The following is a 26901-nucleotide window of genomic DNA, read 5'->3' as shown; positions in this document are numbered from 1 at the left end:
CCCGGTTCGTCACGCACTTATTTTCGTGACGCCCATCACGTTGCAGGGGTCAGTAGATGAAGATGTTGATCCACTCGCGGTTGTGCGCGTGGATCAGGACCAGGAAGAGCACAAAGTCGAACAGGAGGTGGACGCTGACAATGTAGGACAAAGACCGGGTGATGGTGAACAGGCGGGCCTGCAGCAGGGCGAACGGGAAGATGAAAAACGGTGCCCACGCGTGGAATCCCAGTTCCCAGAGGAACGACGTAAAGAGGACCGCCTGCAGCAGGTTGGCCTGCCAGTCCGGAAGATGGCGGCGCAGCAGGGTGAACACCGTGCAGATGAAAAACAGCTCGTCCCAGATTCCCAGCACGTTGGTGCCCAGGAACAGCCGGCCGATGCCCTCGGGGTCGCTCACCGCAGGCCAGTTGGCGTAGACGCCGGTCCGCACCATGTACATGGGCATCAGGGCGTAGCCGATCACCAGGACCGCCGGGAGATACCACTTCTCCGCCCGTGTCCAGGGCTTCCCGGTCCGGACCGGAAAGCGGATGGCGTGCTCGCGGGTGACAAAACGTGAGACCGCATAGGGGACGCCAACGGCCAGGACCATTGCCGTGCCCATCACCATCATGTGCGCGGTGCTGATGTCCGTGGTGATCGGGACCAGGCTCATGGCAGTAAGCCCGAACGCAACGAGGGCCAGGTCAACCAGAAGGCGGCGGCTAAGGAATCCTGCGGTGATCAGCGCCGCCCCGAGCAGCAAAAATCCAAAAGGGCGGTCCTCCCGGACAAACAGCAGGAAGCCCGACGCCGCCACAAGAGCCGCCGGGGCAAGCGCCGGTGGCGCGGGGAACAGCTTCAGCGCGTCCGCGGGTCCGGTTCCGGCCCGGTGTGGCTGGTTTTTCATCGTGACCCCCCGAGTCTGGTGCCATCGACTCTACTGCTGCAGCTTCGGCCCGGACCAGAGGCAACGACGGCGGGGCCGCGGCCCGGCGGTGCGGACGCAGCCCGGCGGCGAAAAAGGAAAGCGGACGACGCCGGGAGGTGCCGGCGTCGTCCGCTTCAGTTGCGTGGCAACCGGGTCCGTTGTGGCTGCTTAGACGGAGGCGAGGACCTTGGCGTCGTGGCGGAGGCTCAGCGTGAAGGTGTTGGGGCCGCTGCAGGTCACGGCGATGCCGCAGGTGGTGGTGTTGTGCAGGGCGGACATGTCGCTGACCGCGGAATCAATGGTGTGGTGCAGGGCAGCCTTGTCCCAGATTTTCAGGGTCACGGAGTTAGTGGCATCGAACGTCATTATTCAACTTCCATTTCTTGCTGGTGGACGGCTCGGCGCAGGGCCGGGGCCGCGTCCTCGACGGTGAGGACAAAAGTGTGGGAAAGCGCGTTCCCAATACTTCAATGGTGCCTGCCCGGCTTGCCGATGGCAACCGTTTTGGGGCTGATGTGACCAAGCACACCGGCGGTCCCGGGTTGCCGCGGACAGGCTGGAACGTTCCGCACTGTTCTTCAATAGTGCAGAACCAGGAATTGGCGACTCAACCTATAAGGGGTTTGTTGCGGGTGAGACTGATCACGTTGGGCGGCCCCGAGATCAGCCGACGGTGTGGTGCCCGGTGCCAAGGCATATGCTTCAGGCATGGGAATTATCATCACACTGCTTATTATCTGGCTGGTTCTTTCAGTCCTCGGGTTCGTCGTCAAGGGCTTGCTGTGGCTGGCCATCGTCGGCCTGGTCCTCTTTGTCGCCACTGGCGTCTGGGGCTGGCTGAAGCGTAAAACCCGGGCTTAGTACCCGCACCATCAACAGGACGCAGCAGCCGGTTTCGTCTTCGAAGCCGGCTGCTTCTCCATGTGTGGCCGCAGTTCCGCGTGCCGCGGTTGCCGGGACGCGCCCACTCGTCGAAGTGGGTGTTGAATTCAGGATGAGCACCTCTTCTGCATCCCCGTTGAGGTCCACCGGGGCGGCCAGGATGGACGGGGCCCCGGTGGCGGCTGCGGCCAGGAAATAAGGTTCCCAGCGGCGCTCCCCGGAGGTCAGGCACCAGCTCTGTGGACCGGGTGCGCAGGGCCTGCCCGGGTTGGGGATGCGGGCCAGTCCCGTGACGCCAACCAGGGCACCAGGTCCGCTGCCCTGGTTCCGCCGTCCTGTGGGCGGGGCGACAGTAGGATGGCTCTATGTCGAGTTCCATTGATAGCCAGACCGCAGCGCAATTGCAGGAGATCCTGGTGGGTGCCGACGATGCTGTCGAATTCCTCTCCGGCCTGGCCGGCATGGCTGCGGCGGCTGTCTCGGAGGCGGCCGGGGACACCATCGAGTGCGCCATCACCCTGAAGTTGCACCGCCGTCCCGTCACGGCTGCCGGCAGCAGCGCCCGCGCCATCGAGCTGGACCATGTGGAGCAGGCCTTGGGCGATGGCCCCTGCATCATGGCGCTGCGGGAAATGTCCACCGTCCTGGTGGCTGACGTGTCCCTGGATGCCCGCTGGCCCTTGTATATGCAGAAACTCCTGGACGTCAACATCCATAGCACCCTTGGTGTCCCGCTGGAGATCAGTGGGGGTGCCGGTGCAGCGCTGAACTTCTTCGCCACAAGGCCAGACGCCTTCAGTCCCGACGTGTACGAAAAAGCAGAGGCCTTCGCGGCTGCAGCCAGCAACACCCTGCAGCTGTCGGTGCGGCTCCGGACAGTGCAGGGCAGGGCCGATGACCTGGAGGCCGCCCTGGAAAGCAGGACCGCCATCAACCTGGCCTGCGGCGTGATCATGGCGCAGAACCGGTGTTCCCAGGAGGAAGCCATGGCCATCCTCACCAAAGTGTCCGGCAACCGCAACCGGAAGCTCCGCGATGTTGCCAAGGAACTGATCGAGCAGCTTTCCGGCAGTCCCGTCCGGACCCACTTCGACACTTAGTCGTCAGTAGATCCCGGCAGCACTGGGTTGTGCTGGGATCATATTTCGGTATCGGCGGCTACTGCTGTCAGGTATCTTGCCGGCCATGTGGAGGCTGACGACGGCGGCCGCGCCGGATGCTGCTGTTAGGTGCCGTGCCCGGCCATGCAAAGGCTGACGACGGCGGCCGCGCCCGGTGCGGGCAGCCCGCCCGCCACGTCCTCCCGCCGGAAGTCCCAGCACCGTCCGGTGCCGAGTACCTCGTAATCCGCGTTTTCGGTTGTTGCCAGCACCAGTGCCGTACCCTCGTCGATGGCCACCATCCGGTCCACCAGTCCGGCGGCAACGGCGCCGGCCGCCCGGCTCACGGTACCTGCCTGGGCGGCGTGCACGTCCACAGTGAACGGTGCCAGTCCCAAGCCGGCGCGGACTTCGACGTTGTCCAGGCCCTCGGAACATCCCGCATCGCAGACCTCGACGCCGTCGATGCGGTAGCCGCCGATGAGCGCGGCACCCGGCGCCACCATCGCCCCCGCGGAAAAGCCCAGATAGGACGCACCGCCGGCCACCAATCGCGAAATTTCTGCACCGGACCCGCTGAGCCCGGCCAGATAGGCGGGTGTCTGTCCGCCGCCCACCATCACGGCGTCCACGTTGTGGAAGGAAGTGGGGCTGGCTGGGCGAACGGCCCCGGCCGTCCCGTCCTGCCGCAGCAGGACGGGAACCACCTCGCAGGCAATCCGCGCCTCCAGCGGGTCAACATAGGCGGGTAGGGCTCCGGCCGGGTCCCTGCCCGCTGCGTGGAGCACCAAAGCGATCCGGGCTGGCCGGTGGTGCGGAAGTGCGCGGACAAAGTGGTCAAACACGGCGGGAAAGCTGCCCGGATCCGGAGTGGATCCCGCTAGGTAGACGCCCATGGCCCTCAACGTACCGGACGCCGGCACGCCTTGGTGGAAAAAACCATTGACATGGGGTGGGAGAAGGAATATCGTACAACCAAATGGTTGTAGATCAGCTCCGAGAAACCGAATTGGACCGCCTCTTCCAGGCGTTCGCCGATTCCACCCGCCGCGACATTGTGCGGCGGGTAACCGTCACCGAATATTCGGTTTCCGGCCTGGCTGCCCTCTACGCCATGAGTTTCGCCGCAGTCCAGAAGCATGTGGCGGTGCTGGAGCGGGCTTCCCTGGTGACCAAGGAGAAGCGCGGAAGGGAGCAGATTGTGCGGGGCAACCATGAAGGCCTGCAGAAAGCCCGGTGGCTGCTCGATGAATATGAACAGGTCTGGCGGCAACGGGCCGCCCGGATCGCGGACATCCTCGCAGAAGAGTAGGAAGGCAATGCCATGTCAGTCATCAGTTCCACCAGAAATCCGGAAGCCCTAAGCTTCACGCTGGTAGCCGAGTTTGAGGCCGGTGTGGAGCGCGTCTGGGAGCTTTGGGCCGACCCCCGCCAGCTGGAGCGCTGGTGGGGACCGCCCACCTGGCCCGCCACCTTCGAAAAGCTTGATCTGGTTCCCGGCGGCAAGGCTAACTACTATATGACCGGGCCGGACGGCACCAAGGCTCACGGCTGGTGGGAGTTCACACACGTCGAGTCGCCCGCCCGGCTCGCCTTTGACGACGGCTTCGCGGATGAAGACGGAAACCCCACCGGTGACATGGGTATCACCCGGGCAACCGTGACCCTGGAACCGCTGGGGGACCGGACCCGGATGACCGTCCAGTCCACCTTCGAATCGGAAGAGCAGATGGAACAGATGGTCCAGATGGGCATGCAGGAAGGCATGACCGAGGCCATGGGGCAGATCGACGCCATCCTTGCCGAACACGCAAACGCCTGACCGCTGAGCGCTGGCATGGCAACGCGCAGCTAATGGCCGGCACCCGCTACGCGGCGCTACTGGCCGGCACCCGCTTCCAGCCAGCGGTGCCAGTGGACCAGGCGGACTGAGTCCAGGGCCGCGAGGTCACCGTCGGTGGCCTCGCGGCGGACCCGGGCCTCGACCGGCAAGCCCACCTGCGCCTCCGCATGAAGCGGAAGGATCTGCAGGGTTACGGCAGAACCCGGAGTGATGCCTGCGTCAGCAAGGTCCAGGACCCAGGGCGAACCGTCCCAGAACCTGTCCGCCACGGGCACCCCATCCACCAGGAGCTGGGCGACATCACCCGCCCACTCCATTTCGAGCTCGGTGTGATGCCCGTCCACCCCCTCCACCGGGATGGACAGTGAGTACTCCGCGGCCAGTTCGGCGATCGTCTCCGGCGACGGTGCCGCCGCGCGGTTGGCTGCCGAACCAAACGACGCCGGTACCGGCGCTGCAACCCGGGTCAAGACCGCTGGCACGACCCTTGGAACTGCGTCGTTGCCGGCCTGGAATCCGGGAACCTCTGCCTCCGCCGGCAGAGGCACCGCGACATCCACTCCGGCGAATCCGCGCCGGTCGGGACTGTACCGCTGCAGCGACGGCCGGCTCTGGGAACGCCCGGCCAAGCCGCCGGGCACCGTCCACACCGGCTCGTCGGACAGCACCAGCTCCCCGGCCAGCACCCATGCCTGGTCCGCGGTCTCCGCGGGGAGCACCAGGATGTCCAGCGTGCGGCTCCCGTTCACGGCGGTGAGAAGCTGCGGTTCCGCCGGGGACACCCGCCAGACCCCGTCAGCACCGGAACGAAGACCGGCCTCGGGAAGAAGACCGGCGTCGGAAGCGAGACTGGCACCCGAAGCCAGGCCGCCTGCGTGGTGCTTCCCGGCCGGGCCGCCAGGGACGCTGTTATGGAGATCGATGCTGCTGACAGTCGTTCCCGGCGCGAACTTCAGGTCCACCGGGATGCCGTGCCCGGCGGCCAGCACCAGGGTGGGCACTGTGGAACCGGGATCCAGGATGGTCAGGGGAGTAGCTGTGGCCCAGTCGATCCGCACGCCGGCCACCGTGAGGTTCACCGGCCAGCAGGCGATGGTGCCGGCGGGAATGTCCACTGGCGCCGCCGGAAAGGTGACGGTCCCGGCGTCGAGCGTTACCTCAAACTGCGCGCCCCGGCAGGTGTCCAGCGGGACGTGCGGCTGGTGCCAGGTAACAAAAACAAAGCCGGCGGAGCCGTCGCTGCGGAGGGCCCAGCGGAGGGTGGCGGAGTCGTCCACCCCGGCGGGCATAACGGCGGGAAGGGACGACGGCATCAGTGCCAACCGGTCGCCGAACGCAGCCAGGAACGCGTGCTGCCTGCGCAGCGCGGCAAAACTGCCGGCCAGCCTGCCGGTGGCACCGATCGGGGCGTGGAAATCGTAGTCGAAACGCGGCAGGTCGTTGGGGTAACCGGTGGCCTGGGACTCCTGCAGCCCGTCACGGGGGTTCCGGCCGCCGGCAAACATGTAGTAGCCCTGCCAGGCGGAGCCGTTGCCGATCTTGTTGGCCGCCACAGCCGCCACATCCGCGCCCTGCGGCCGGGGCCGGCGCTGGTAGGCGGTGGCCATTCCGCCTGCCAGTTCGCAGGTGGCGGGCGGGAAAAGCGCCGACGCAGCCCTGGGAGCGGCGGCCGGACCACCGGCGCCCAGGTGTTCGCGCAGGTCGGCGCCGATGCCGGGGTCGTCCCAGGAATGGCTGAAGAAGAAGTGCTCGCGGAACGTGGGATCCCACGGAGCATCCGCATCCACCCAGAATCCGTCGCCGTACCCGCCGAAGAGCGGCAGCACCTCGCCTTCGGGCAGCTCCGCGCCACCCCAGGCCGTGGCGGTCCAGATGGGGGCCGACAAGCCAGCTGCCCGGGCCAGCCGTTTCAGGGTGATGAGGTGACCGGGCTGGTCGTAGAGTTCATTTTCCAGCTGGATGCCGATCACGTTGCTGCCGGCACCCACCAGGGGGCTCAATTCCCGGCCCAGCAGCCCGAACCAGGCTTCCACCAGGGCAAGGTAGGCGGGATCGTCGGTGCGGTGCTGCACGTCCGCCGCCTGTACCCAGTCCGGGAAGCCACCGTTGCGGACCTCACCGTGGCACCACGGGCCGATCCGCAGCACCACGTCCAGGCCCACCTCCGCGCATAGGGCTACAAACGCCGCCACGTCCAGGTTGTCCGCGAAGCCAGCCCGGCCCGCGTCGGGTTCGTGATGGATCCAGAACACGTATGTGGCCACTACAGTGATTCCGCCGGCCTTCATCAGGCGCAACCGCTCCTCCCAATGCCGGCGGGGGACCCGGCTGAAGTGCAGCTCACCGGACACGGGAATGGCCGGTGCGCCATCAACTTCGACGTGCCGGTTGGTGAGCCGGTACCGCTTATGCCGGTCCTCGGTGTTGCTCATGTCGGGCTCGGTCAGCGGGGTTTCCCAGGGCTGGTGGACGACGCGCAGGGCAGCCGGGCTGCTGGTGTGGTTGGGCATGGCACCGAGTATTCCACAGGAAAAGCGGTGCCGGGAAGCGCTTTCCCGGCCGGTCCGCGGCAAGCCGTTGAACCTTGCGGCCTGCTTCGAAATACTGGAGGGCAGGAAACCGGATCGAGGCAGGGGGTGCAGGTATGGGCAACGGGTCAGCGGAATTCCGGAAGCGCCTTGAACGGGCGGCGGAAGCGCGCTCCTACCGCGGCGCCGGCATCACCCCTGCGGAGGAGACCGCCCTGGCGGCCCGCGAAGAGTCCGAACGCCAGAAGCGCAGCAAGGTGGGCGATGCGGCCCGGGCTGACTATCTGGTCCGGGATGCGATGGCGCAGGGCAAGTTCGACAACCTGAAGTACGCGGGCAAACCCATCCCGGGGCTGGGTGAGCAGTACGACCCCGACTGGTGGGTCAAAGGGCTCCTGGAGCGCGAAAACATCAGCGGCATGGGGCCGGCGGCCATTGTGCTGCGCAGCGAGGACGCCGGCTTGGACACCAAACTGGATGCCCAGTATTCGGAGCAGCAGGTCCGTGACCTGGTCCTGGACTTCAACCGGCGGGTGGTGGACGCGCGCCGGCAGTTGCAGGGCGGCCCGCCCGTGGTCACCATGACCCGCGACGTGGAGACGGAAGTGGAGCGTTGGCGGCAGCGCCGTACCGCCCGGACCGTGGACCAGCCACCGGAACCGCAACCATCCCGGTCCTGGTGGCAGCGGCTGCGGCGGGGTTCCACGTAAGTGGGCGGACGACGGCGGGTGTCGGCGGCCCTGAAACCATCCCGGTCCTGGTGGCAGCGGCTGCGGCGGGGTTCCACGTAAGTGGGCGGACGACGGCGGGTGGCGGCGCCGTCGTCGGACCCGCGGCAAGTGCCGCTGCTGTAAGCCGGCGGGTACGCGGTCAGGGCCGTTCGGCGCCGGGTGCCTGCAGCCCGAACAGTTCGCAGGTGGCGTTGTAATACCTGTCGGTCCGGCCTTGATGCGCCAGCCCGATGCGGGCGCAGACCCGTTGCGACGCGGCGTTGGCCGGGTTGGTGACCGCCACAACGGCCGGCAGCCCGTGCCCGAAGGCGTACGCCAGGACAGCTGCGGCCGCCTCCGTGGCGTAGCCCCGGCCCCAGGCGTCCGGGTGGAAATGCCAGCCGATCTCGGTATCTCCGGACGGCTGCAGGGGGACCGGTCCGGACGCCGGAATGGACTTCAGCAGCAGCGTGCCCGCTAGGGTCCCGGCCTCCTTCACTTCAACAGCCCAGACCCCATGGACGGGGTGGTCCATGGTGCGCCACGCGTTGATCCGTTCGGTGGCCTCGGCTGGATCGACCATCACCCGCGGCGTGCTGCCGATGAACCGCTGCACATCCCAGCGCGAATACAGGTCCAGGACAAAACCGGCGTCGCCAGGCTCCCACGGGCGCAGCCGCAGCCGGGCGGTCTCAAGGGTTTGCATCGCCCCATCCTGCCAGCAGGAGCAGCTGGCGCGTCCGGCTGCCGGGCCCGGCGGCACTGCTAGCGGCGGGGGCTGGGCGTGGCCGGCGGCGGTGGGGGAGGTGGGGGTGCCGGGAACGCCCCGGTGGGGAACAGCGGTGCCACCGCCAGCATGTAGTTGGCCCACTGCGGGCCCGCGATCATGTAACCGTCCAGCCTGGGGTAGAAGGTTCCGTTGATGGTGACGTTTTGGCCCGGCCGGCTCTGGCCTTCCAGCGCATCGCCGAAGAAGGACGCCGTGGCCAGGCCGGTGGTGTACCCCACCACCCAGGTGGAGCCGTTGTTGTTGGACGTCCCGGTTTTGGCAGCCACCGGGAAACGGGTGTGGACCTTGGGCTGGATCCACACCCCCGAGCCCATCTTCATCACATCCTGGAGGACAGCATTAACGCCGCGCGCCACGGCCGGCTTCACCGCGTCCCGGCACTCCGTGGGCTGCACGGGCAACTGGCCACCCGCCGCGTCCCGGACCTCCAGGAGGGCCACCGGGGTGCAGTACCGGCCGTCATTGGCGAACGTGGCGAAGGCGTTGGCCAGATGCAGCGGCGCGACCCCGATGGCACCCAGCAGGTTGCCCAGCTGGTGCATGTTGATCTGGGCGCCGTCCAGCCCGCTGTGCAGGCCCACCGTGTCCACCATTTTCTGGATGCCGCAGAAATCCAGTTGCGCAGCGGTGGCGAAGGTGGCGGTGTTGATCGAGTTGTACAGCCCGTAATTGATGGGCATGGGCCGGTAGAAGCCGGGTTCGGAGTTCTGCAGATCGTCCGCGGCCCCAAATTCAGGGTTGTTCTGCGCCGTGCTGTAGGCCCCCAGCACCCGACCGCAGGTGGACCGCCAAGGGAAGCCAAGGGGGTAGACCCGCCGGGAGGCATCCACCACGGCGGTGCCGGACTTGCCTTCGTTGAGCCACTCGGCAAACGTGAACGGCTTCATGGTGGATCCCGGCTGGAACCCGCCGGCCCCGTTGAGGTCGTTCCCGTCCGGATCCCTGGCGTCGACGCTGAAGTTCAGCTGCGTGTCGAACCTGCCGGGCTCCGGCAGGAACACCGTGTTCTGGGCCATGGCCAGGATCTTTCCGGTCCCGGGCTGGATGGACACCAGCGCTGCGCCCCACCGGTCCGGATTTTCCCCTGCCGAGCTGTCCACCTGGACCTGCGCCGCCGCCTGCAGCCTGCTGTCCAGGGTGGTGACGATGGTCAGGCCGCCGCGGTACAGCGTCCGCTGGCGTTCAATCAGGCTGGCCCCGTACGCCGGATTGTTCAGGATGAGGTGCGAGATGTAGTCGCAGAAGTACGGCGCCTGGACGGCGTTGGCGCAGCCCTGCCGCTGGGGATTGAGGACCAGTTCAATGGGGGTGGCTACGGCGGTGTCGTGCTGTTCCTGCGTGATCTTGCCCATCAGCAGCATCTCCGCCAGTACCTGGTTGCGCCGCACAATGGACTTCTCCGGGTTGACCGCAGGGTTGTAGTACGACGGGCTGTTGACCAGCCCGGCCAGCAGCGCCGCCTGGGGCAGGGTGAGGTCCTTGGCGGTGGTGCTGAAGAAATACCGCGACGCCGCCTCGATCCCGTAGGCATCGCTGTTGAAAAACACGATGTTGAGGTAGCCCTCCAGGATCTGGTCCTTGGAGAACTGCTTCTCCAGGGCGATGGCAAGCTTCATTTCGCGAAGTTTGTCGCCCATGTTTTTCTGGCCGCTGAGGATCACCTCGTCCGGGCGGTCCTGCGACAGCCTGGATTCGTTGATGACGTTCGTGACGTACTGCTGGGTGATGGTGGAGGCGCCCTGCTGGCCGCCCTTGGTCAGGTTGGACATCACTGCCCGGACCACGCTTTGGACGTCAACGCCGGCGTGTTGGTAGAACCTGCTGTCCTCGATGGACACGATGGCGTCCCGGACGAACGGGGACATCTGGTCCAGGGGGACGCGGACCCGGTTTTCGGCGAAGAAGACGGCGATCGGCTGGCCGTCCGAGGTGAGGACCTTGGTGGATTGCGACGGCGGTGCCACCGTCAGCTCCGCGGGCAGGCTGTCGAAGAAACCGATGGAGTTGCTGACGCCCATGCCCGCAGCCGCAACGGCCGGTACCACGAGGCTGGCGGCCAGCACCCCGCAAATGCAGCTGACGGTGAGGAATCCCACGAAGGCCGCCAGGATGGCGGCAACCCTGCGCGTCAACGTCCGCTTCTTTGTCATCGGCCAGCCCTCGAGCTTGATGGTGGGATCAGACTACGCCGCAGGGGGCAGCCGATCCAGCGTCCGGCCGGCGCAGGTGCCGATTCGCCAGACCTGTTGACTTGGCGATAGTTAACGATCTATCGTTAACTATCGCTGAAGAAATCAGCGTTAGTTATCTTGAAGGGACATGCCACCATGAACGGCAATTCTGAAAACACCTTTGCAGGCCCCGAGTTCGGTAGGGGCAGATTCGAGCGCGGCCGTGGCCGCCGGGGGCCGCATGGCCACCGCGGCGGCGGCTTCGGACCCGGCTTCGGCCCGGGTGCTGGCGGCGGCTTCGGGCCCGGGTTTGGTCCCGGCTTCGGCCCGGGCTTTGGCCGCGGACCCCGGCGGGCCAGCCGCGGCGACGTCCGGGCCGCTATTCTTTCGCTCCTGGCCGAGGCATCCTCCAACGGGTACGGCCTGATCAAGACCATCGCCGAAAAGACCGACGGTGCCTGGCGGCCCAGCCCCGGCTCCATCTACCCCACCCTGCAGCAACTGGTGGATGAAGGCCTGATCGCGGCCCTCAGCGAAGGCCGCGGAACCGAGTTCACCCTCACGGAGGCCGGCCGCGCCTACGTGGCCGAGCATGCGGAGGAGATGGAGAACGCCTGGAACTCCGGGGCGGAGAATCCGGACCGGGACTTCCACCAGAGCATCGGCAAGCTGATGGCCGTCGTCCACCAGTTCCGCAGCGGCGTCACGGCTGAACAGCGTGCAGCGGCCCAGGAAAAAATGGATGAGACCCGCCGCGCGCTTTACAAGATCCTGGCGGACTGAGTGCGGGTGCAGGTTGTCGGTCGCGTCGTTGCCGGAGCAGGCGTTGTTCCGCCAGCGCCGGCCGGTAAGCCTGGGCTTGTCCGCAGATCGGAGCCTTCAGGCCTAGGTCTGCCGGACAAGCTCCGGATTGCTGCCCTGAGCCGGGCTGCCCTGAGCCGGGGTGTCGTGCGCGGGCGTGCCGGCTGAAGCACTGGCCGATTCGGCTGCCGGAGTGCCGGACAGCATGGCCCGCAGCGGGCTGAAAGCGGCCCCCATCTCGCCGAAGGCGTAGGCGGTCTCTGCGTGCTCCGACAGGTCCACGCCCGCGGTTTCCGCCTCGTGGCTGACACGGAAGCCCACAGTCCTGTTGATGACGCGGCCGATCACCAGTGTGCCCAGGCCGGACAGCAGCAGCGTGATCACCACGGCCGCGGACTGCGCTATGAGCTGCTGGAAGCCGCCGCCGTAGAAAAGGCCGCCGCCCTGGCCGTCCACCGGAAGGGCGATGAATCCCAGTGAGAGCGTGCCCACCAGGCCTGCCCCCAGGTGGACGCCCACAACATCCAGCGAGTCGTCCAGGCCAAACCTGTACTTCAGGTCCACAAACACCGCGCACGCAGCCCCGGCCACCAGGCCCAGGCCGATGGCGGCCACCGGGCTGATGTTGGCGCAGGACGGGGTGATGGCCACAAGCCCGGCCACAACGCCGGAGGCCGCACCCAGCGACGTGGGGTGTCCGTGGCGGACCTTCTCCACCACCAGCCAGCTGAGCATGGCGGCCGCGGGGGTGACCAGGGTGTTGATCCAGATCAGTCCTGCCTGCTCCACCGTGGTGGCGGCGCCGCCGTTGAAGCCGAACCAGCCAAACCACAGGATGGCGGCACCCAGCATGATGAAGGGCACGTTGTGCGGCCGGTGGTTGGGATCCTTGGCGAAGCCGTGGCGCTGGCCAACAATGAGCGCCAGGACCAGGGCCGCGGTGCCGGAGCTGATCTCCACCACTGCGCCACCGGCAAAGTCGATGACCTGGCCGAACGCCGCCGTCACGGCGCCGTCGGGGCCCATCAGGCCGCCGCCCCAAATCATAAAGGCCAGCGGGCAGTAGACCAGGGTGATCCATACCGGGACAAACAGTGCCCAGGCGCTGAACTTGGCGCGGTCGGCGATGGCGCCGCTGATCAGTGCCACGGTGATGATGGCGAAGGTTGCGCTGTAACCGGCCTTGATCAGGTCCGGAGAGCCCATCAGGTTCTGCAGTCCGAAGCTGGTGAACGGATTGCCGAAGAGACCCAGGATGCCCTCGCCGGTGGTCATTGAATAGCCCCAGAGGATCCACACCACGCCAACAATGCCGGCCGAGATGAAACTCATCATGATCATGTTCAGGGCAGCCTTGGCGCGGGTCATGCCGCCGTAGAAGAGGCCAAGACCGGGAGTCATCAGCAAAACCATCGCGGCCGAAATCATCAGCCAGACGTGTTGGGCAGTGATCTCCACCGGCAGGTCCCTTCGAACGATTGAGGCGGGGCGCTGCGTGGCCCCGTGCATTTCCCCCGTCGTCCATTTTTGGCGCTGCGTGTTTCGAACAGTGCCCCGCAAAGTTGCGCCTGTGTTACACAAAGCGCCCGGTTGTGAAGTTCGCATGTCGGGTATGTTTCGGGCGCGTTAACGCACCCCGACCAGGCGTCCCCCGAATCCTGGCCGGGGCGGGCGAAGGCCCCGGGATCAGGGGTGGGCCTGCCCGCAGCAGGTGAGGCGCCGGCGTCGGCCGCCCGATATGCCCAACGTTTCCCCGGCATGAACGGCGCCTCACGTCCTACGCCCGGTCGTGGAGGGTGATCCGGTAGCCGTCGGGGTCGGCGAAAGTGAACGTACGCCCGAAGGGGCCGTCAATGGGCGCCGAGGTGATGGGATGGCCGTCGGCGGCGAGGGCGTCATGGATGGCCTGGACGTCCGTGGCGTGCAGCCAGATTGCCGCGCCGATGCCGGGTTGGGCGACGGACGCCAGGTCGGTGCCGGGAACGAGGTCCCGGAGTGCAAAAGCGATCGGGACCGTTTCGAAAACGACGGCGTGGGGAGGGCCCGCCGGTGACCGGACGAGGCGGAGCTGCGCCCGCTCGGCATGACGGTGACGCACTACTCGTGCCTGGAACTGCTGGCGCAGCGGCCCGGCCTGTCCAACTCGGAACTGGCGCGGGGGGCGTTTGTGACGCGGCAGTCGATGAACGTGCTGCTGCAGGCCCTGGAGCGGGACGGCCAGGTGGCCCGGCCGGCGGCGGCCCGGGTGGGGAAGGTCCTGCCCACCCAGCTCACTCCGCTCGGCAGGAAGCGCCGTGAGCAGGCGAGCCAGGCTGTCAGGGCGGTCGAGGTCAGGATGCTGGCCGGCGTAACGCCGGAAGACCAGGCGGGTGCTGCCAGGATCCTGCGGAGCATGATCCGGTCGCTGGTCGGCGATGGTGCCGGTGGCAACGACGGCGCTGAGGCTGGAGACAGCGGGCTGGGGCAGTAACAGAGGCGGGGAACGCCCGACGGCGGCCGCGCACCAGGGTGCGCAGCCGCCGTCGTGAATCCAAAAGTGGAGTCAGAACGTCCGGGCGTTGGCGAGGACGGGGAGCTTTTCCCGCACGCCGGCCACGGTGGCGGGATCGATGTCCACCACGGCGAGGCCCGGCTCCCCGCCGAGTGTTGCGAGTGCGGAGCCCAGGGGGCTGATGACGGCACTGTGGCCGATGCCCGTGGGCGCGGAACCGGCGGGACCGGCGCCGGTGGTCTCGGGATCGCCCTGGCCGCACGCCACCACAAACGTGGTGCTGTCCAGCGCGCGGGCCCGCACCAGCAGGTCCCACTGTTCGGCCTTGCCCTCGCCGGCTCCCCAGGACGCGCACACGATGTTGACCTGCGCGCCTGCCTTGGCGTTGGCTGTGAACAGGGCGGGGAAGCGGACGTCGTAGCAGGTGGCCAGGCCGAACGTGGTGCCGTTGAGCTCGAATGTCACAGGGGTTTCGCCGGCGTCCACCGTGTTGGATTCCGCAAACCCGAAGGCGTCGAAAAGGTGCACCTTGTCGTAGGCGGCGGACAGGCCCGGCCCGGCCACCAGGAGCGTGTTGCGGACCTTGCCGTCCTTTCCGGGGGTGAACATTCCGGCGACAATGGCGATGTCCAGTTCCTGCGCCAGGTTCCGCACGCTTTGTGCCCAGGGTCCGTCCAGGGGTTCGGCGATGTCTGTCAGGGAGTGCCCGAAAGCCCGCATGGCTGCTTCCGGGAAAACCACCAGTTCCGCGCCGGCCGCCTTGGCTTGGGTGGCGTAGTCCCGGATCAGGTCGAGGTTGGCTGCGGTGCTCTTACCGGTGATGATCTGTGCGACTGCAAGGCGCATGGATGGCTCCAATCTGTTGTATACATAATGTATGGGAAAAGTGTCGGGTTTGGCCGCGTCGGGGCGGGAAAAGGCCTACGCGCATCTGCGCGAATACGTGCTGACCGATCCCGAGCTCCAGGGCCGCTTCCTCAATGAGCAGGAGCTCGCTGCCGAGATCGGCGTCTCCCGCACCCCCGTCCGCGAAGCGCTGCTGCTCCTGGTCTCCGACGGCCTGGTGGAACTCATCCCGCAGCGGGGCGCCTATGTTCCGCCCGTCACCGGCCGGGAGATTTCCGAGCTGATGGAACTGCGCGGCGTCCTGGAGAGCCACGCGGCCCGCCTGGTGATCGCCGAGCAGTGCGTTCCGCAGCAGCTGATGCAGGAAACCCTTGACCTGCAGGCCCGGGTCCCCGAAAACGGCCAGGCGGCCGACGCCCGCGAATTCATCCGGCTGGACACGCTCTTCCATCAGCAGCTGATCGACGCCGCGGGCAACGAACTCATTTCCCGTACCTACAGCAAACTCCATGTGCGCCAGATCCTGGTGGGCGTGGCCGCCTTGTTCCGCACGGGCGGCCGCCGCCAGGCGGTGTGCGCCGAACACCAGGACATCCTTGATGCCCTGGTGGCCGGCGACGCCGGGCTGGCGCAGGAGTCGATCGACCATCACCTTGCGGTGACGCGGGACCTCCTGCTCCGCTCCTGACGGTTGGATCGGACTCAGCGGGATTCGCCGACGCCGGCCGCCCGGTCCGCGGTTCCGGTGCCTTCGAGCAGCAACCGGTAGTCCTCATCCTCCACGGTGTTTGAGTCCCGGCCCAGCGCCAGTCCCACCACGGTGACGGCGCCCGCGACGGCGACATAGATTGCGACGGGGATCCAGCTGCCGAACTGGGACAGCAGCAGCGTGAACATCAGCGGGGCGATGGCGCCGCCGATCACACCGGCGAACGTGTACGCCAGCGAGCTGCCGGTGGACCGGAGGCGGGGCGAGAACTGCTCTACGATGAACGCCGCTTGCGGGCCGTACATAAAGGAGTGGGCCATCAAGCCCAGGACGATGCCGACAATAAGCATCGGCTGGTTGTCGCCGCCCAGGATGCCGAAGAATACAAACGTCCACACCGCTCCGAGGATCGCGGCCACACCGTAGACGGCGCGGCGGTTGAACCTGTCAGACACGGCGCCCGCCAAGGGAATCATGAACAGCTGGAAGGCCGAACCGATAAGGACGGCGGTGAGTACCTGGTTGCGCTCGTAGCCGAGCGTTTGGATGCCGTAGGTCAGGGTGAACACGGTGAAGAGTGCGTAGAGGACGTCCGGACCCACGCGGCTCAGGATGGCGGCGATCAGCGGGCGGAGTTCCTTGCTGAACACTTCGCGGACCGGGGCGCTGGGCTGTTCGCCGTGCGCCTCGATGGCTTTGAAAATGGGAGTGTCTTCCAGCTTGAGCCGGATCCAGAGGCCGAAGCCCACCAGGACGGCGGAGACCAGGAAGGCGATGCGCCAGCCGAAGCTGATGAACTGCTCCTCGGTGAGGGCCAGGGTCAGGATGGCCAGGGCGCCGTTGGCCAGCAGGTTGCCGGCGGGCGGGCCCACCTGTGCTGCCGAGGCCCAAAAGCCGCGGCGGTGCGGGTCGCCGTATTCGCTGGAGAGTAGGACGGCGCCGCCCCATTCGCCGCCCACACCCACACCCTGGGCGAAGCGCAGCAGGACCAGGATGATGGGCGCCGTGATGCCGATGCTGTCATAACCGGGCAGGACGCCGATCAGGACGGTGGCCACCCCGATGATCATCAGCGTGGTGACCAGGACCTTCTTGCGCCCGATCCGGTCCCCGAGCCGGCCAAAGATGATGCCGCCCACGGGCCGGGAAACATAGCCCACCGCATAGGTGGAGAAAGCCAGGATGGTTCCGGTAAGGGGGTCCGAGGAGGGGAAGAAAACGAGGGGGAAAACAACTGCTGCAGCTGCCGAGTAAACGGCGAAGTCGTACCATTCGAGCGCGGTGCCGGTCAGGCTGGCGGCGAAGGCCTTGTACAGGCCTTTGGGGTGGACGGGCTTGGGGTGCGGCGTCGCGCCCTGGGCGGGGGAGTTGATCAAGGAGTGCCTCCACAGTGTTATTTGCGAGTGACGCCTGTCACGCTGGCGTTAAATGTATACATTACGCATACTGGATGTACATTGGCGACTGTTTACGGTTTCCGATGTGTTAATTTTCCGCCCGCAGCACCGAAAAGGACTGATCAACCATGACGCTTCTCAGCTTCGAACTTCCCGATGGCAGCACCACGGACGTCCAGGTCACGAACCTCCTAAACGCGGGCTACGCGGGCAGGGAGCAGGACGAGGTCCAGGCGCACATCGCCGAACTGGCGGAACTTGGGGTCCCGGGTCCCAGCACCACGCCGGCGCTCTACCCGGTTTCGCCGTACCTGGCACAGCAGGTTGCCGAAGTCCAGGTCCAGCACGCCAGGACCTCGGGCGAAGCGGAATGGGCGCTGGTCATTACGGCGGACGGCGTGCTGCTGACGGTGGCGTGCGACCACACCGACAGGGCGCTGGAAGTCCACGGCGTTGCCTGGAGCAAAAACGCCAGCCCTGATGTCCTGGGCCGGAAGGCGTGGTGGCTGGACGACGTCCGGCCGCACCTGGACCGGATCACGCTCAAGGGCTGGGTGGGGGCAGGGGATACCCCGGACACGCTGATCCAGGACAGTTCACTGGCGGCGCTCCTGACACCTGACTACTGGCTCGAAGTCCTTGCGGAGCGTGGCCTGAACAAGCCGGGCACCGTGCTGATCTCAGGCACGGTGGCCATGACCGCGGGGGTGGACCAGTTTGCCCGCAGCTGGAAGGTGGAGCTGGCGGACCCGGTCACCGGGCTGGCAGTCGACGCCCAGTACGTGGTGGCGGAGATGGCGGAACCGATCGGCTGACCCGGCCCGGGGTTCCGGTGGGATGCGGCGAAGGCTACTGCTTGTAGCCCTCAACTTCGCTCACGGGCCGGGTCTCGGCGTCGTTCGGGTTCTCGCCCGACTCCGCCTTGGCCCGGCGCTGCCGCAGCAGGTCCCAGCACTGGTCCAGGCTTTCGGCAACCTGGCGGAGCCGCGCCTTGTCCGGGGTGTGGCCGGTGCCGGTGTCGTCCCGGAGGGCATGCTCCTCCTCCACCAGCGCCTGGATTTTCGCCAAAAGATCCTGGTCGTTCACGGTTTCCCCTATCGTTTGGACGGTCCTGCCCAGCGTACGGAGTCCGGGCGCCACCCACCAGCCCCTGTACCATCAACAGCATGCCCACTGTGCTTGATATGGCAGGTCCAATCCTGGAAATGCTGACCTGGTTGTGCCTGCCCGTGGGGCTGGGCCTGCTCTTCTATACCGGGATCCTGCGTCGCTTTGTGCATCCCTGGGTGGTGGCCGAGGCTGTGGTGTATTCGGACAGCACCGGCGTGGGTTTCCGCTGGTTCGACCGGAAGTACCAGGTCCACCATGCGCCCATGTCCCCGCATGACATCAAGGACCTGGCCATCGGCGATACCCTGCCCATCTACTACCACCCCAAACGGCCCACGCAGTGGCAGGTCACCGTGCCGGAGGAACCGGCCCGGACCGCCCTGGTCCTGGGGCGTTGCCTGACCGCCATCGGTGCGGTGGCCCTGCTGGCGGGCTTTGTCCTGCCCATGTTTTAGCAGTAACCAGCCAGCAGTCCAGAACCAGGAGTACGACGGCGGCCTGGCAGTTATCTCCGCAGGCTAACCGGCCAGCACCACGCCGATGCCCAGGCCGCCCAGCGCCACGCCGGCAGCTGCCGTCCACAGCACCGCTGCGGCGTCAGCGTCCACCCGCTCCCGGACCAGGCCGCGGGAAAAGGCGCCGTACCGGCGCCGCTGGGTGAGATAAATGGCTGCCGCCGCGGCGGCGGACACGGCAAACATCAGCAGGATGGGCAACCCGTGCTGCGGCAGCCAGCGCAGGAAAATGGCGCTGACGCTCACCAGGGCAAGCACGGTCCGGCCCCAGGCAAGGGTGGTCCGCTCAGGTTGCAGGCCGGGGTCGCCGTGGCCTGAACTGTTAGGGCCTGACCCGTTATGGCTTGAACCGTTGTGGCCTGAATTGCTGTGGCCTGACCCGTTATGGCCGGGTGCTGTGCCTCCCAACGATGACATGGCGTCAGCGCCAGAGGACAAAGGCCAGGACAACGGCGGCTGCCAGGGCGCCTGCCCCCGCCAGCAGCGGCACCACCAGGGGCAAAGGCAGGGGTGCTTTGTTCCGCATGCTCCGCTCCACCCGGAGCCACCGCACTGCTGACCCGGCGCTGAGCAGGATTCCCATCAGCAGCAGGATCATGGCCAGGCCTTTGCGGACCGGAACCACAAAAAGATCCTCGGTGAAGGCCTCGATTGCGATGCCGCCGGCCAGGAGCGCCAGGGAGGTTCGGATCCAGGCCAGGAACGTCCGTTCGTTGGCCAGGGTGAACCGGGGGTCCGGCTCCTCGCCGCCGGGAAGCAGCCGTTCCGCCATCCTGCCGCGCGGTGGATGTGCTGTCGGCGCGGGTTGTGCCCCCGGCCGCCCGCCGGGATCCGGCGCCGCGGACGTGTCCCTGTTGTCCGTCACGGTGCCAGCACCGCCTTGCCGGCCAGGTGGGCACCGATGGGAAGGGCGGCAGTGGCCGCAGGCGAGGGCGCGTTCAGCACGTGGATCATCCGCTCCGTTTCAGCAAGAAGGAAATCATGGATCAGGGTGCCGTCCCGGCGGACAGCCTGTGCCCTGATGCCGGCCTCAAACGGCAGCAGGTCGGCTGCGCGCAACCCGGGAGCGTACTTCCGGCATTCCTGGAGGTAACTGGCTTTGAACAAGGAGTTGCGGACCTCACGGACGGCGGTCCCCGCGTGGTTCCGGGCCACCTTCCAGAACCCCGGGAACCGCGCGTAGCGGGCAACGTCCCGGACGTTCACCGAGAACTTGGGGTAGCCCTCCCGCGCCATGCCCAGCACCGCGTTGGGCCCCACCGTTATGGTGCCGGCCACCGTGGGCGTCAGGTGGACCCCCAGGAACGGCAGGGCAGGGTCCGGCACCGGATAGATCAGGTGCCGGACATACCCGGACATGGCAGCCGGAAGCGCAAAGTACTCGCCCCGGAACGGGATGATCTGGACATCGATGTCCATCCCCGCCAGCTCCGCCATCCGGTCGGACTGCAGCCCGGCGCAGGCCACCAGCCGGCGGCAGGTGTAGTCCGCCGTCGCCGTGCCTACATGCACCAGATCCGGATCTTCCCGGATGGAGGTCACTGGTGCGCCGGTGACCACCTGCCCGCCGGCCGCTACCACCAGCTCCGCGAGTTTTTGGGCTACGGCGCGGTAGTCCACAATTCCGGTGTCCGGGAGGAACAGCGCCCCCAGCCCGGTGATGTTCGGCTCCCGGCGGGCCAGTTCCGAGGCGTCGATGCGCTCGCAGGGCAGGCCGTGGATGGCGGCGCGGTCCTCCAGCTGGCCCAGTCGGGCCAGTTCCAGTTCCGAGGTTGCCACCAGCAGTTTGCCCGGTTCCGCGTAGTCGATGCCGTGCTCCCGGCAGAACTCCTTGGTCTGCTGCGCGCCGGCCATGCTGAACCGGGCCTTGAGGCTGTCCGGGGCGTAATAGATGCCGGAATGGATCACCCCGCTGTTGTGGCCGGTCTGGTGGGAGGCCAGTTCCGGTGCCGCTTCGAGCAGCACCAGCGAGGCATCCGGCTGCAGGCGAAGGAGCTGGTACGCGGTGGCCAGGCCCACGATGCCGCCGCCAATGATGCAGTAGTCCGTCCGGGTCACTGGGCCGCCTCTCCGTTTCAGGTTTGAGCCTAGCGCTCCTGTGGTTGACTCAGGCCCCGCTGCGTGGGGCAAACATGATTACCGCGACACCCACCAGGCAAATAATGGACCCGATGATGTCCCACCGGTCCGGACGGAAGCCGTCAAAGGCCATGCCCCAGGCCAGCGACCCGGCCACAAATACCCCGCCGTAAGCTGCAAGGATCCGGCCGAAGTTGGCATCCGGCTGAAGGGTGGCCACAAAGCCGTAAATGCCCAGCGCGATAACGCCCAGCCCGGCCCACCACCAGTCCCTGCCTTCGCGCACCGCCTGCCACACCAGCCAGGCCCCGCCGATTTCCGCGACCGCAGCCAGCAGGAACAGCAACGCCGTTTTTGCCACGGCAGCGGCGTCATTTGTTGTGTCCACCCGGCCATCATGCCAGCTCCGTCCTGGCGGGACGGGGGTGCCCGAACCAGCGGCGCCGGGAATGCGGGGCGGGTGTTCCCGGTTGCTGCAGATATGCAACGAATCGGATTCCTTTCCTTCGGCCATTGGGGCCCCGGCCAGGGCAGCCAGACCCGGAGTGCCGGCGACATGCTGCTGCAGGGCATCGACCTGGCCATGGCCGCGGAGGAACTGGGCGTGGACGGCGCCTTCTTCCGGGTCCACCACTTCGCCCGGCAGCAGTCCTCGCCGTTTCCCCTGCTGGCCGCCATCGCCGCCCGCACCAGCCGGATCGCCATCGGCACCGGCGTGATTGACATGCGCTACGAGAATCCGCTGTACATGGCGGAGGAAGCTGCCGCCACGGACCTCATCAGCAGGAACCGGCTGCAGCTGGGCATCAGCCGTGGTTCACCTGAGCCGGCCCTCAACGGCGCTGCGGCCTTTGGCTACCGCCCGCAGGCGGGGGAGACCGATGAAGACATGGCCCACCAGCACACCGACCTCTTCCGATCGGCCATCAGCGGGGCAGGCGTGGCCAACGCCGATCCCAGATTTGCCGCCACCACCGGGCTGCTCCCCGTCCAACCGCAGTCGCCCGGACTCGGCGAGCGGATCTGGTGGGGCGCAGGCTCCCGCAAGTCAGCCGTGCGCGCTGCCGAGCAGGGCATGAACCTGATGAGCTCCACCCTGCTCACCGAGGACACCGGCGTGCCGTTCCACGAGTTGCAGGCTGAACAGATCCGGTTGTTCCGGGACGCCTGGGCCGCCGCCGGGCATTCCTTCACGCCCCAGGTGTCGGTGAGCCGCAGCATCCTGCCCATTGTGGACGCCGAAGACGCCCGCTACTTTGCCGGCAGCGCGCTGCGTGAAGGCCGGGACCAGGTGGGCGTCATTGACGGGCTGACGGCGCGGTTCGGCAAAAGCTACGTGGGTGAACCGGACGCCTTGGCACGCGAACTCGCCGCCGACTCCGCCGTCCAGGCCGCTGACCTGCTCCTGCTGACGGTCCCCAACCAGCTGGGTGTGGACTTCAACGCAAAACTCCTGGGAAACATCGCCCGGCACATCGCCCCGTCCCTGGGATGGCAGCCCAGGCGCGCCTGAGATGCTGTCCCGGCGCCCGCCGATGCAAGTCGATCCATAACCAGTTTGTAACAGCGGTTACACTTCCCTATGTGACTAATGATCCTGACTGGCTGCTGTTGCTGGTGCAGATTCCGGCGCAGCCGTCCAAACACCGGGTGTCCGTGTGGCGGCAGCTGCGCAAAACAGGAGCGGTGCCTGTGTCGCCCGGACTGTGGACGCTGCCTGCGGTCCCGGTGTTCGAAGCCGGTATCGAGCGGGCCAGGGACCTCTGCGGCCAGGGCAACGGCACGTTCGCCGTCGTGACGGTCTCGCCCAGGGATCTTTCGTCGGCTGACCTGTTCAGAACCCTGTTCCGCGCCGCCCGCGCCGAGGAGTGGGCTGAATTCATCGGCGACTGCTTTAAGTTCGGGCAGGAGATCGCCAAAGAGATCGAGAAGGAAAAATTCACCTTCGCCGAGCTCGAAGAGGAAGAGCAAAGCCTGGACCGTTTGCGCCGCTGGTACCGCGAACTCAAGAAGCGGGACGTGTTGGAGCTCTCCGAGGCCCAGGACGCCGAGCAAAAGTTGCGGGCATGCAGCAACCTCCTCGACGGCTTCGCTGACCGGGTCTATAAAACGGTCCACGCCACCGCTGAGGACCAGGACGTGGCCGGAACCTCAGAAAAAGAGGCAGCGGGATGAGCCGGCGGCGAAACGCGGCTGCGGACACCCAGACCGGCAACGGGCAGGAACACCCGTCGTTGCGGGTCCTCGCGCCCCTCTATGGAGCCGGGTTCACCACCGCGTTCGGGGCCCACAGCATAGCCGCGGGATTGGGCGTGGAGGGGGGAAACATCGGCCTGAGCCTGCTGACCTTCGGTATTCTTCTGGCCCTCTATGACGTCGCAGAGGTCTTTTTGAAACCAGTCTTCGGCTCGCTGAGCGACAGGATCGGCGTCAAACCGGTGATCGTGGGCGGCCTCATCGCCTTCAGCGCCGCGTCACTCATCGGCGCTTTTGCCACCGGTCCCGCACTGCTGGCCCTCGCCCGCCTTGGCCAGGGCGCGGCAGCGTCCGCATTCTCGCCCGCATCCTCCGCCGCCGTCGCCAGGCTTGCAGGTCCCGCTGCGGCCGGACGCTACTTTGGCCGCTACGGTTCCTGGAAGGGCATGGGATACGTCCTTGGCCCGCTCCTTGGCGCAGGGCTGATCTGGGCCGGCGGCTTCCCCGCACTGTTCATCACACTCGCCGTGTGCTCGGCAGCGACAGCCATCTGGACCCTTGCCGCCCTGCCCGGACTTCCGGCGCTGACGCGTCCGCGCTACACCCTGGCTGACCTCCTTCGCCAGAGCACGGACCGCGGATTCCTGGTACCCACGATGGTCCTGGCAGGAGCCACGGGCGCTTTGGGGGTCGCCGTCGGCTTCCTGCCCCTGCTTGGCAACTCCATGGACCTGCCCGTCACCGTCAGCATGGGTGCCGTTGCCGTCCTGGCGCTCTCATCGACGCTCACCCAACCCGTCATCGGCCGTTTCCGTGATGAAGGGCGGATTGTTCCCCGGACCGGCATGGCGGCTGCGCTGGCTTTGATCGCCATGGGAATCATCATCCTCGCCCTTGCGCCACAGCCTTTCACGCTGTACCCCGCCGCAGCGCTCATCGGACTGGGCATCGGCATCGCCACGCCCCTGGGCTTCGCCCATCTTGCAGCGAACACTCCGCACGAACGGATGGGCCGGACCATGGGCACGGCCGAACTGGGCCGGGAACTGGGCGACGCAGCAGGCCCGCTGATCGTCGGCGGCATCGCGACCATCGCCGGTATCGCGGCCGGACTCGGCTTCCTGGCGGCACTGCTTGCCGCGGCCGCTGCCACCTGCTTCGTTGCGTTGCGCCTCACCGGTACAGCCAGGATGGCGGCCGAAACGACTAAAGCTGACTCCTCTTCAGTTACCCTCCGGAATTCGCGGAAACGCACCTGAACTGCAGTGACGCAGCCCCCGGACGGATCAGCAAAAAACTAAGACCCGGCAGGACCTGCCGTTCCTGCTGCCAGAAACTCCCCCCGCGGAACCATTGGGCTGCCCCAGCCGTTACTCTTAAAGTGCGGCTTGGGGGCTTAGCGCCCCAACAGCGTGACTGCGGAACGGTCATATGACGGAATGAGAGAAATATGGCTCGCGCCGCTCTAGGATTTAACGCATGATCCGGCTACGACAACTCGCGCAGGCGGCCTCGGTGATCACCACACCGCTGGCCCCCGAGGACATCCTTGCCCTCTTCAACCCTGTCTTCTCCGCCCGGCAACTCCGTGGCGTTGTGACCAGGGTAGTCCAGGAGACCGCCCAGTCCGCCACCATCTTCTTCCGCCCCGGCCGCGGCTGGCAGTCGCACCTGGCAGGCCAGTGGGCCCGCATCGGAGTGGAACTCGACGGCGTCCGCCACTGGCGCTCCTATTCCCTCAGCGCCGCAGCCGGCAAAGATCCTGCCATCACCGTTACGGACGTCGGAGCAGTATCGGGCACCCTGGTGCGCACCACCCGGCCCGGCGACGTCCTCTTCCTGGCGCCGCCGCAGGGCGACTTCGTCCTCCCCGAGCACCCGCGTCCCCTCCTGATGGTCACCGCGGGAAGCGGCATCACTCCGGTGATGTCCATGATCCGGACTCTTGTGCCGCGGCGTCCGGATGCCGACGTTGTGCTGGTTCATTCAGCGCGTACGCCGGGAGACAGCCTGTTCCGCGAGGAACTCGCCGAACTTGCGGACCAGTTCCCCAACTTCCGGCTGGCGCACTGGTTCACGGGTGAGCAGGGCCGCATGGACCTGACCAGCACCTCCCAGCTGGACGAGATCTGCCCGGACTGGAAGGAACGTGCAGCGTATGCCTGCGGCCCGGACAGCTTCCTGGACGACGCCGAGGACCTCTGGAAGCGCGCGCTGCTGACCACCGCGGCGCCCGGCACCGACGTGGCAGTGGCCGGCAGCGCCGGCAACCTCATGATCGAACGCTTCAACACCACCTTCGCCGGCGGCGTGGGATTCGACGGCGGCCTGGTCACCTTCGAAGCCTCGGACCGGGAAGTGGAAGCTGACGGCGATACCCCCATCCTGGACATCGGCGAGGACGCAGGGGTGCTGATGCCCAGCGGCTGCCGGATGGGCATCTGCCACAGCTGCCTGACCCCCCTCCTGGCCGGACAGGTCCGGGACCTCCGCACCGGCGAGGTCCACGGCGAGCCCGGCCAACTTATCCAAACGTGTGTCTCGGCAGCCGCCGGACCCGTCAACCTCGAACTCTGAGGAGCATCAAGGTATGTCTGTAATTTCACCCACCAAAGCCACTCCCACCGAGAGCCCGCGAACGCGCCCCGGGAAGTTGGCGGAATCCGGCAGCCCCACCGTCCGGCCACCCGCCGCTGCCCACCTCAGCGACGAGCAGGTGGCCGAGCTGGGCCGCGAGCTGGACGCCATCCGCGACGAGATCCTGGGCAAGCGGGGCGCCGCCGACGCCGCCTACATCCGCCGCATGATCAAAATCCAGCGTGGCCTGGAGATTTCCGGCCGCGCCGCGCTCCTGGTCAGCAAAAACAAGGCAGCGTGGGTCACCGGAACCACGCTGCTGAGCCTGGCCAAGATCCTGGAAAACATGGAATTGGGCCACAACATCCTGCACGGCCAGTGGGACTGGATGCGGGACCCGGACATCCACTCCACCACCTGGGAGTGGGACTTCGTTACCCCCTCACGCTCGTGGCAGCACACCCACAACGACCTCCACCACCGCTGGACCAACGTGGTGGGCAAGGACAACGACGTCGGATACAACCTCCTGCGTATGGATGAGAACCAGCCGTGGAAGCCGATCAACCTGGCCAACCCGTTGTTCAACGCCATCCTGGCCCCCATCTTCGAATGGGGCATCGCCGTCTATGACCTTGAGCTGACCGAGTACAAGGCGGGGCTCAAGTCCAAGGAAGCGCTGAACAAGGACCTCAAGGCCCTGGGCAAAAAGGTCATCACGCAGTTCACCAAGGACTACGCCGCCACCCCGGCAGTGGCCATGCTCACCGGCTCCGCCAAGCAGGCACTGTTGGGCACCATCACTGCCAATGCGGTCCGCAACGTCTGGGCGCATGCGGTCATCTTCTGCGGCCACTTCCCCGAAGGCACCGACACCTTCACCGAGGAAATGGTGGAAGGCGAAACCCGGGGTGACTGGTACGTCCGCCAGATGATCGGCTCCGCCAACATCTCAGGTTCAAAGTTCATGCACCTGATGACCGGCAACCTGTCCCACCAGATCGAGCACCACCTCTTCCCGGACCTGCCCTCCAACAGGTACGCCGAAGTGGCTCCCCGGGTCCGCGAGATCTGCCAGCGCTACGGCCTGAAGTACACCACCGGCCCGCTGCTGAAGCAGGTTGGCTCCTCCTGGGCCAAGGTCTTCAAGCTGGCCCTTCCGGGCAAGCCGGCCACTGCCCAGGCGTAACCCCTTTTCGAAAGCACCCCCGGCGGATCACGCCGGGGGTGCTTTTGTTTCTGC

29 protein-coding genes and 1 pseudogene are annotated in these 26901 nt (G+C 66.8%); 15 read left to right on the top strand and 15 right to left on the bottom strand.

What is annotated here, in order from left to right; all coding sequences use genetic code 11:
• Positions 1 to 49: 49 nt before the first annotated feature.
• Together ACRB8A_RS16410 and ACRB8A_RS16405 are read right to left on the bottom strand one after the other, a co-directional pair.
• Positions 50 to 892, bottom strand: a complete 843-nt coding sequence (locus ACRB8A_RS16410; RefSeq protein WP_285241756.1) for a CPBP family glutamic-type intramembrane protease — start codon at positions 890 to 892, stop codon at positions 50 to 52.
• Positions 893 to 1081: 189 nt separating this feature from the next.
• Positions 1082 to 1279: a hypothetical protein gene (locus ACRB8A_RS16405; RefSeq protein WP_050685073.1), complete on the bottom strand. Its 198-nt coding sequence runs from the start codon at positions 1277 to 1279 to the stop codon at positions 1082 to 1084.
• 342 nt (positions 1280 to 1621) lie between these two features.
• Here ACRB8A_RS16405 and ACRB8A_RS16400 point away from each other — a divergent pair, with 342 nt between their 5' ends.
• Entirely contained in the window at positions 1622 to 1774 is a 153-nt protein-coding gene (locus ACRB8A_RS16400) for a hypothetical protein (protein WP_285241755.1), read from the top strand.
• A 386-nt stretch (positions 1775 to 2160) separates the two neighbouring features.
• Positions 2161 to 2895, top strand: coding sequence for a GAF and ANTAR domain-containing protein (locus ACRB8A_RS16395; protein WP_050685074.1), 735 nt, complete (start codon positions 2161 to 2163; stop codon positions 2893 to 2895).
• Positions 2896 to 3020: 125 nt separating this feature from the next.
• Here the strand turns inward: ACRB8A_RS16395 and ACRB8A_RS16390 are convergent, their stop codons facing one another.
• A complete protein-coding gene (locus ACRB8A_RS16390; protein ID WP_432245124.1) occupies positions 3021 to 3791 on the bottom strand; it encodes a Type 1 glutamine amidotransferase-like domain-containing protein in 771 nt (256 codons plus the stop codon).
• Between the two features lie 83 nt (positions 3792 to 3874).
• Here ACRB8A_RS16390 and ACRB8A_RS16385 point away from each other — a divergent pair, with 83 nt between their 5' ends.
• Positions 3875 to 4207, top strand: coding sequence for an ArsR/SmtB family transcription factor (locus ACRB8A_RS16385; protein WP_050685076.1), 333 nt, complete (start codon positions 3875 to 3877; stop codon positions 4205 to 4207).
• 12 nt (positions 4208 to 4219) lie between these two features.
• Positions 4220 to 4717, top strand: a complete 498-nt coding sequence (locus tag ACRB8A_RS16380) for an SRPBCC family protein (protein WP_050685077.1) — start codon at positions 4220 to 4222, stop codon at positions 4715 to 4717.
• Between the two features lie 56 nt (positions 4718 to 4773).
• Here the strand turns inward: ACRB8A_RS16380 and ACRB8A_RS16375 are convergent, their stop codons facing one another.
• Positions 4774 to 7248, bottom strand: a complete 2475-nt coding sequence (locus ACRB8A_RS16375) for a beta-galactosidase (protein WP_432245123.1) — start codon at positions 7246 to 7248, stop codon at positions 4774 to 4776.
• A 134-nt stretch (positions 7249 to 7382) separates the two neighbouring features.
• Between ACRB8A_RS16375 and ACRB8A_RS16370 the strand changes: the two genes are divergently transcribed.
• On the top strand, positions 7383 to 7976 hold the full coding sequence (locus ACRB8A_RS16370; protein ID WP_432245122.1) for a DUF1992 domain-containing protein: 594 nt from the start codon (positions 7383 to 7385) through the stop codon (positions 7974 to 7976).
• Between the two features lie 160 nt (positions 7977 to 8136).
• Here ACRB8A_RS16370 and ACRB8A_RS16365 read toward each other — a convergent pair whose 3' ends face one another.
• Together ACRB8A_RS16365 and ACRB8A_RS16360 are read right to left on the bottom strand one after the other, a co-directional pair.
• Positions 8137 to 8682 (bottom strand): GNAT family N-acetyltransferase, encoded by a 546-nt coding sequence (locus ACRB8A_RS16365; protein ID WP_432245121.1) that lies wholly within the window; start codon positions 8680 to 8682, stop codon positions 8137 to 8139.
• Positions 8683 to 8741: 59 nt separating this feature from the next.
• Positions 8742 to 10916 carry a transglycosylase domain-containing protein gene (locus tag ACRB8A_RS16360; RefSeq protein WP_432245120.1) on the bottom strand — a complete coding sequence of 725 codons (2175 nt, stop codon included), beginning with the start codon at positions 10914 to 10916 and terminating at the stop codon, positions 8742 to 8744.
• A 177-nt stretch (positions 10917 to 11093) separates the two neighbouring features.
• Between ACRB8A_RS16360 and ACRB8A_RS16355 the strand changes: the two genes are divergently transcribed.
• Positions 11094 to 11720, top strand: a complete 627-nt coding sequence (locus tag ACRB8A_RS16355; RefSeq protein WP_432245119.1) for a helix-turn-helix transcriptional regulator — start codon at positions 11094 to 11096, stop codon at positions 11718 to 11720.
• Between the two features lie 102 nt (positions 11721 to 11822).
• On the opposite strand, the gene ACRB8A_RS16350 is transcribed toward ACRB8A_RS16355, so the two are convergent.
• Both ACRB8A_RS16350 and ACRB8A_RS16345 read right to left on the bottom strand, forming a co-directional pair.
• Positions 11823 to 13196, bottom strand: coding sequence for an ammonium transporter (locus tag ACRB8A_RS16350; protein ID WP_432245118.1), 1374 nt, complete (start codon positions 13194 to 13196; stop codon positions 11823 to 11825).
• A gap of 319 nt (positions 13197 to 13515) precedes the next feature.
• A complete protein-coding gene (locus tag ACRB8A_RS16345; RefSeq protein ID WP_432245117.1) occupies positions 13516 to 13836 on the bottom strand; it encodes a VOC family protein in 321 nt (106 codons plus the stop codon).
• Here ACRB8A_RS16345 and ACRB8A_RS16340 point away from each other — a divergent pair.
• Positions 13798 to 14208, top strand: a pseudogene (locus ACRB8A_RS16340) (MarR family winged helix-turn-helix transcriptional regulator); the annotation flags it as partial. The gene ACRB8A_RS16345 and the pseudogene ACRB8A_RS16340 sit on opposite strands and share 39 nt — an antisense overlap.
• Before the next feature lie 72 nt (positions 14209 to 14280).
• On the opposite strand, the gene ACRB8A_RS16335 reads toward ACRB8A_RS16340, so the two are convergent.
• Positions 14281 to 15075, bottom strand: coding sequence for a carbon-nitrogen hydrolase family protein (locus ACRB8A_RS16335; RefSeq protein ID WP_432245116.1), 795 nt, complete (start codon positions 15073 to 15075; stop codon positions 14281 to 14283).
• A 31-nt stretch (positions 15076 to 15106) separates the two neighbouring features.
• On the opposite strand from ACRB8A_RS16335, the gene ACRB8A_RS16330 reads away from it, so the two are divergent.
• A complete protein-coding gene (locus ACRB8A_RS16330) occupies positions 15107 to 15763 on the top strand; it encodes a GntR family transcriptional regulator (protein ID WP_050685086.1) in 657 nt (218 codons plus the stop codon).
• Positions 15764 to 15777: 14 nt separating this feature from the next.
• On the opposite strand, the gene ACRB8A_RS16325 is transcribed toward ACRB8A_RS16330, so the two are convergent.
• Positions 15778 to 17160 carry an MFS transporter gene (locus tag ACRB8A_RS16325; RefSeq protein ID WP_285241743.1) on the bottom strand — a complete coding sequence of 461 codons (1383 nt, stop codon included), beginning with the start codon at positions 17158 to 17160 and terminating at the stop codon, positions 15778 to 15780.
• A 149-nt stretch (positions 17161 to 17309) separates the two neighbouring features.
• Here ACRB8A_RS16325 and ACRB8A_RS16320 point away from each other — a divergent pair, with 149 nt between their 5' ends.
• Positions 17310 to 17996: a DUF2848 domain-containing protein gene (locus tag ACRB8A_RS16320; protein WP_285241742.1), complete on the top strand. Its 687-nt coding sequence runs from the start codon at positions 17310 to 17312 to the stop codon at positions 17994 to 17996.
• Between the two features lie 34 nt (positions 17997 to 18030).
• Here ACRB8A_RS16320 and ACRB8A_RS16315 read toward each other — a convergent pair whose 3' ends face one another.
• Positions 18031 to 18267 (bottom strand): DUF2630 family protein, encoded by a 237-nt coding sequence (locus tag ACRB8A_RS16315; protein WP_050685088.1) that lies wholly within the window; start codon positions 18265 to 18267, stop codon positions 18031 to 18033.
• 80 nt (positions 18268 to 18347) lie between these two features.
• Between ACRB8A_RS16315 and ACRB8A_RS16310 the strand changes: the two genes are divergently transcribed.
• On the top strand, positions 18348 to 18746 hold the full coding sequence (locus ACRB8A_RS16310; RefSeq protein ID WP_050685089.1) for a DUF3592 domain-containing protein: 399 nt from the start codon (positions 18348 to 18350) through the stop codon (positions 18744 to 18746).
• A 63-nt stretch (positions 18747 to 18809) separates the two neighbouring features.
• On the opposite strand, the gene ACRB8A_RS16305 is transcribed toward ACRB8A_RS16310, so the two are convergent.
• The 4 genes from ACRB8A_RS16305 to ACRB8A_RS16290 form a co-directional block, all read right to left on the bottom strand.
• Positions 18810 to 19223, bottom strand: coding sequence for a DUF202 domain-containing protein (locus ACRB8A_RS16305; RefSeq protein WP_432245115.1), 414 nt, complete (start codon positions 19221 to 19223; stop codon positions 18810 to 18812).
• A 4-nt stretch (positions 19224 to 19227) separates the two neighbouring features.
• Positions 19228 to 19578, bottom strand: coding sequence for a YidH family protein (locus tag ACRB8A_RS16300; RefSeq protein ID WP_056601271.1), 351 nt, complete (start codon positions 19576 to 19578; stop codon positions 19228 to 19230).
• Between the two features lie 89 nt (positions 19579 to 19667).
• Positions 19668 to 20864, bottom strand: coding sequence for an L-2-hydroxyglutarate oxidase (gene lhgO, locus ACRB8A_RS16295; protein WP_285241741.1), 1197 nt, complete (start codon positions 20862 to 20864; stop codon positions 19668 to 19670).
• 49 nt (positions 20865 to 20913) lie between these two features.
• Positions 20914 to 21273 (bottom strand): YnfA family protein, encoded by a 360-nt coding sequence (locus ACRB8A_RS16290; RefSeq protein WP_432245114.1) that lies wholly within the window; start codon positions 21271 to 21273, stop codon positions 20914 to 20916.
• Between the two features lie 93 nt (positions 21274 to 21366).
• Between ACRB8A_RS16290 and ACRB8A_RS16285 the strand changes: the two genes are divergently transcribed.
• From ACRB8A_RS16285 to ACRB8A_RS16265, 5 genes are all read left to right on the top strand, one after another.
• Entirely contained in the window at positions 21367 to 22398 is a 1032-nt protein-coding gene (locus ACRB8A_RS16285; protein WP_432245113.1) for an LLM class flavin-dependent oxidoreductase, read from the top strand.
• 71 nt (positions 22399 to 22469) lie between these two features.
• Complete coding sequence (locus ACRB8A_RS16280) at positions 22470 to 23060, top strand: Chromate resistance protein ChrB (protein ID WP_056601348.1); 591 nt, start codon at positions 22470 to 22472, stop codon at positions 23058 to 23060.
• The gene (locus ACRB8A_RS16275) at positions 23057 to 24340 is read left to right on the top strand and encodes an MFS transporter (RefSeq protein WP_432245112.1); all 1284 of its coding nucleotides are present in this window, start codon (positions 23057 to 23059) and stop codon (positions 24338 to 24340) included. Before ACRB8A_RS16280 ends, ACRB8A_RS16275 begins: the two co-directional genes overlap by 4 nt.
• Before the next feature lie 220 nt (positions 24341 to 24560).
• Positions 24561 to 25658, top strand: a complete 1098-nt coding sequence (locus tag ACRB8A_RS16270; protein WP_050685093.1) for a ferredoxin reductase — start codon at positions 24561 to 24563, stop codon at positions 25656 to 25658.
• A gap of 13 nt (positions 25659 to 25671) precedes the next feature.
• Positions 25672 to 26847 (top strand): fatty acid desaturase family protein, encoded by a 1176-nt coding sequence (locus ACRB8A_RS16265; RefSeq protein WP_050685094.1) that lies wholly within the window; start codon positions 25672 to 25674, stop codon positions 26845 to 26847.
• The last annotated feature ends 54 nt before the right edge of the window (positions 26848 to 26901 follow it).

The organism is Arthrobacter sp. G.S.26 (assembly GCF_050847375.1).
Taxonomy (GTDB): Bacteria; Actinomycetota; Actinomycetes; order Actinomycetales; family Micrococcaceae; genus Arthrobacter.
The sequence above is the reverse complement of the archived record's forward strand: the minus strand, read 5'-3'. Positions and strand labels throughout refer to the sequence as shown.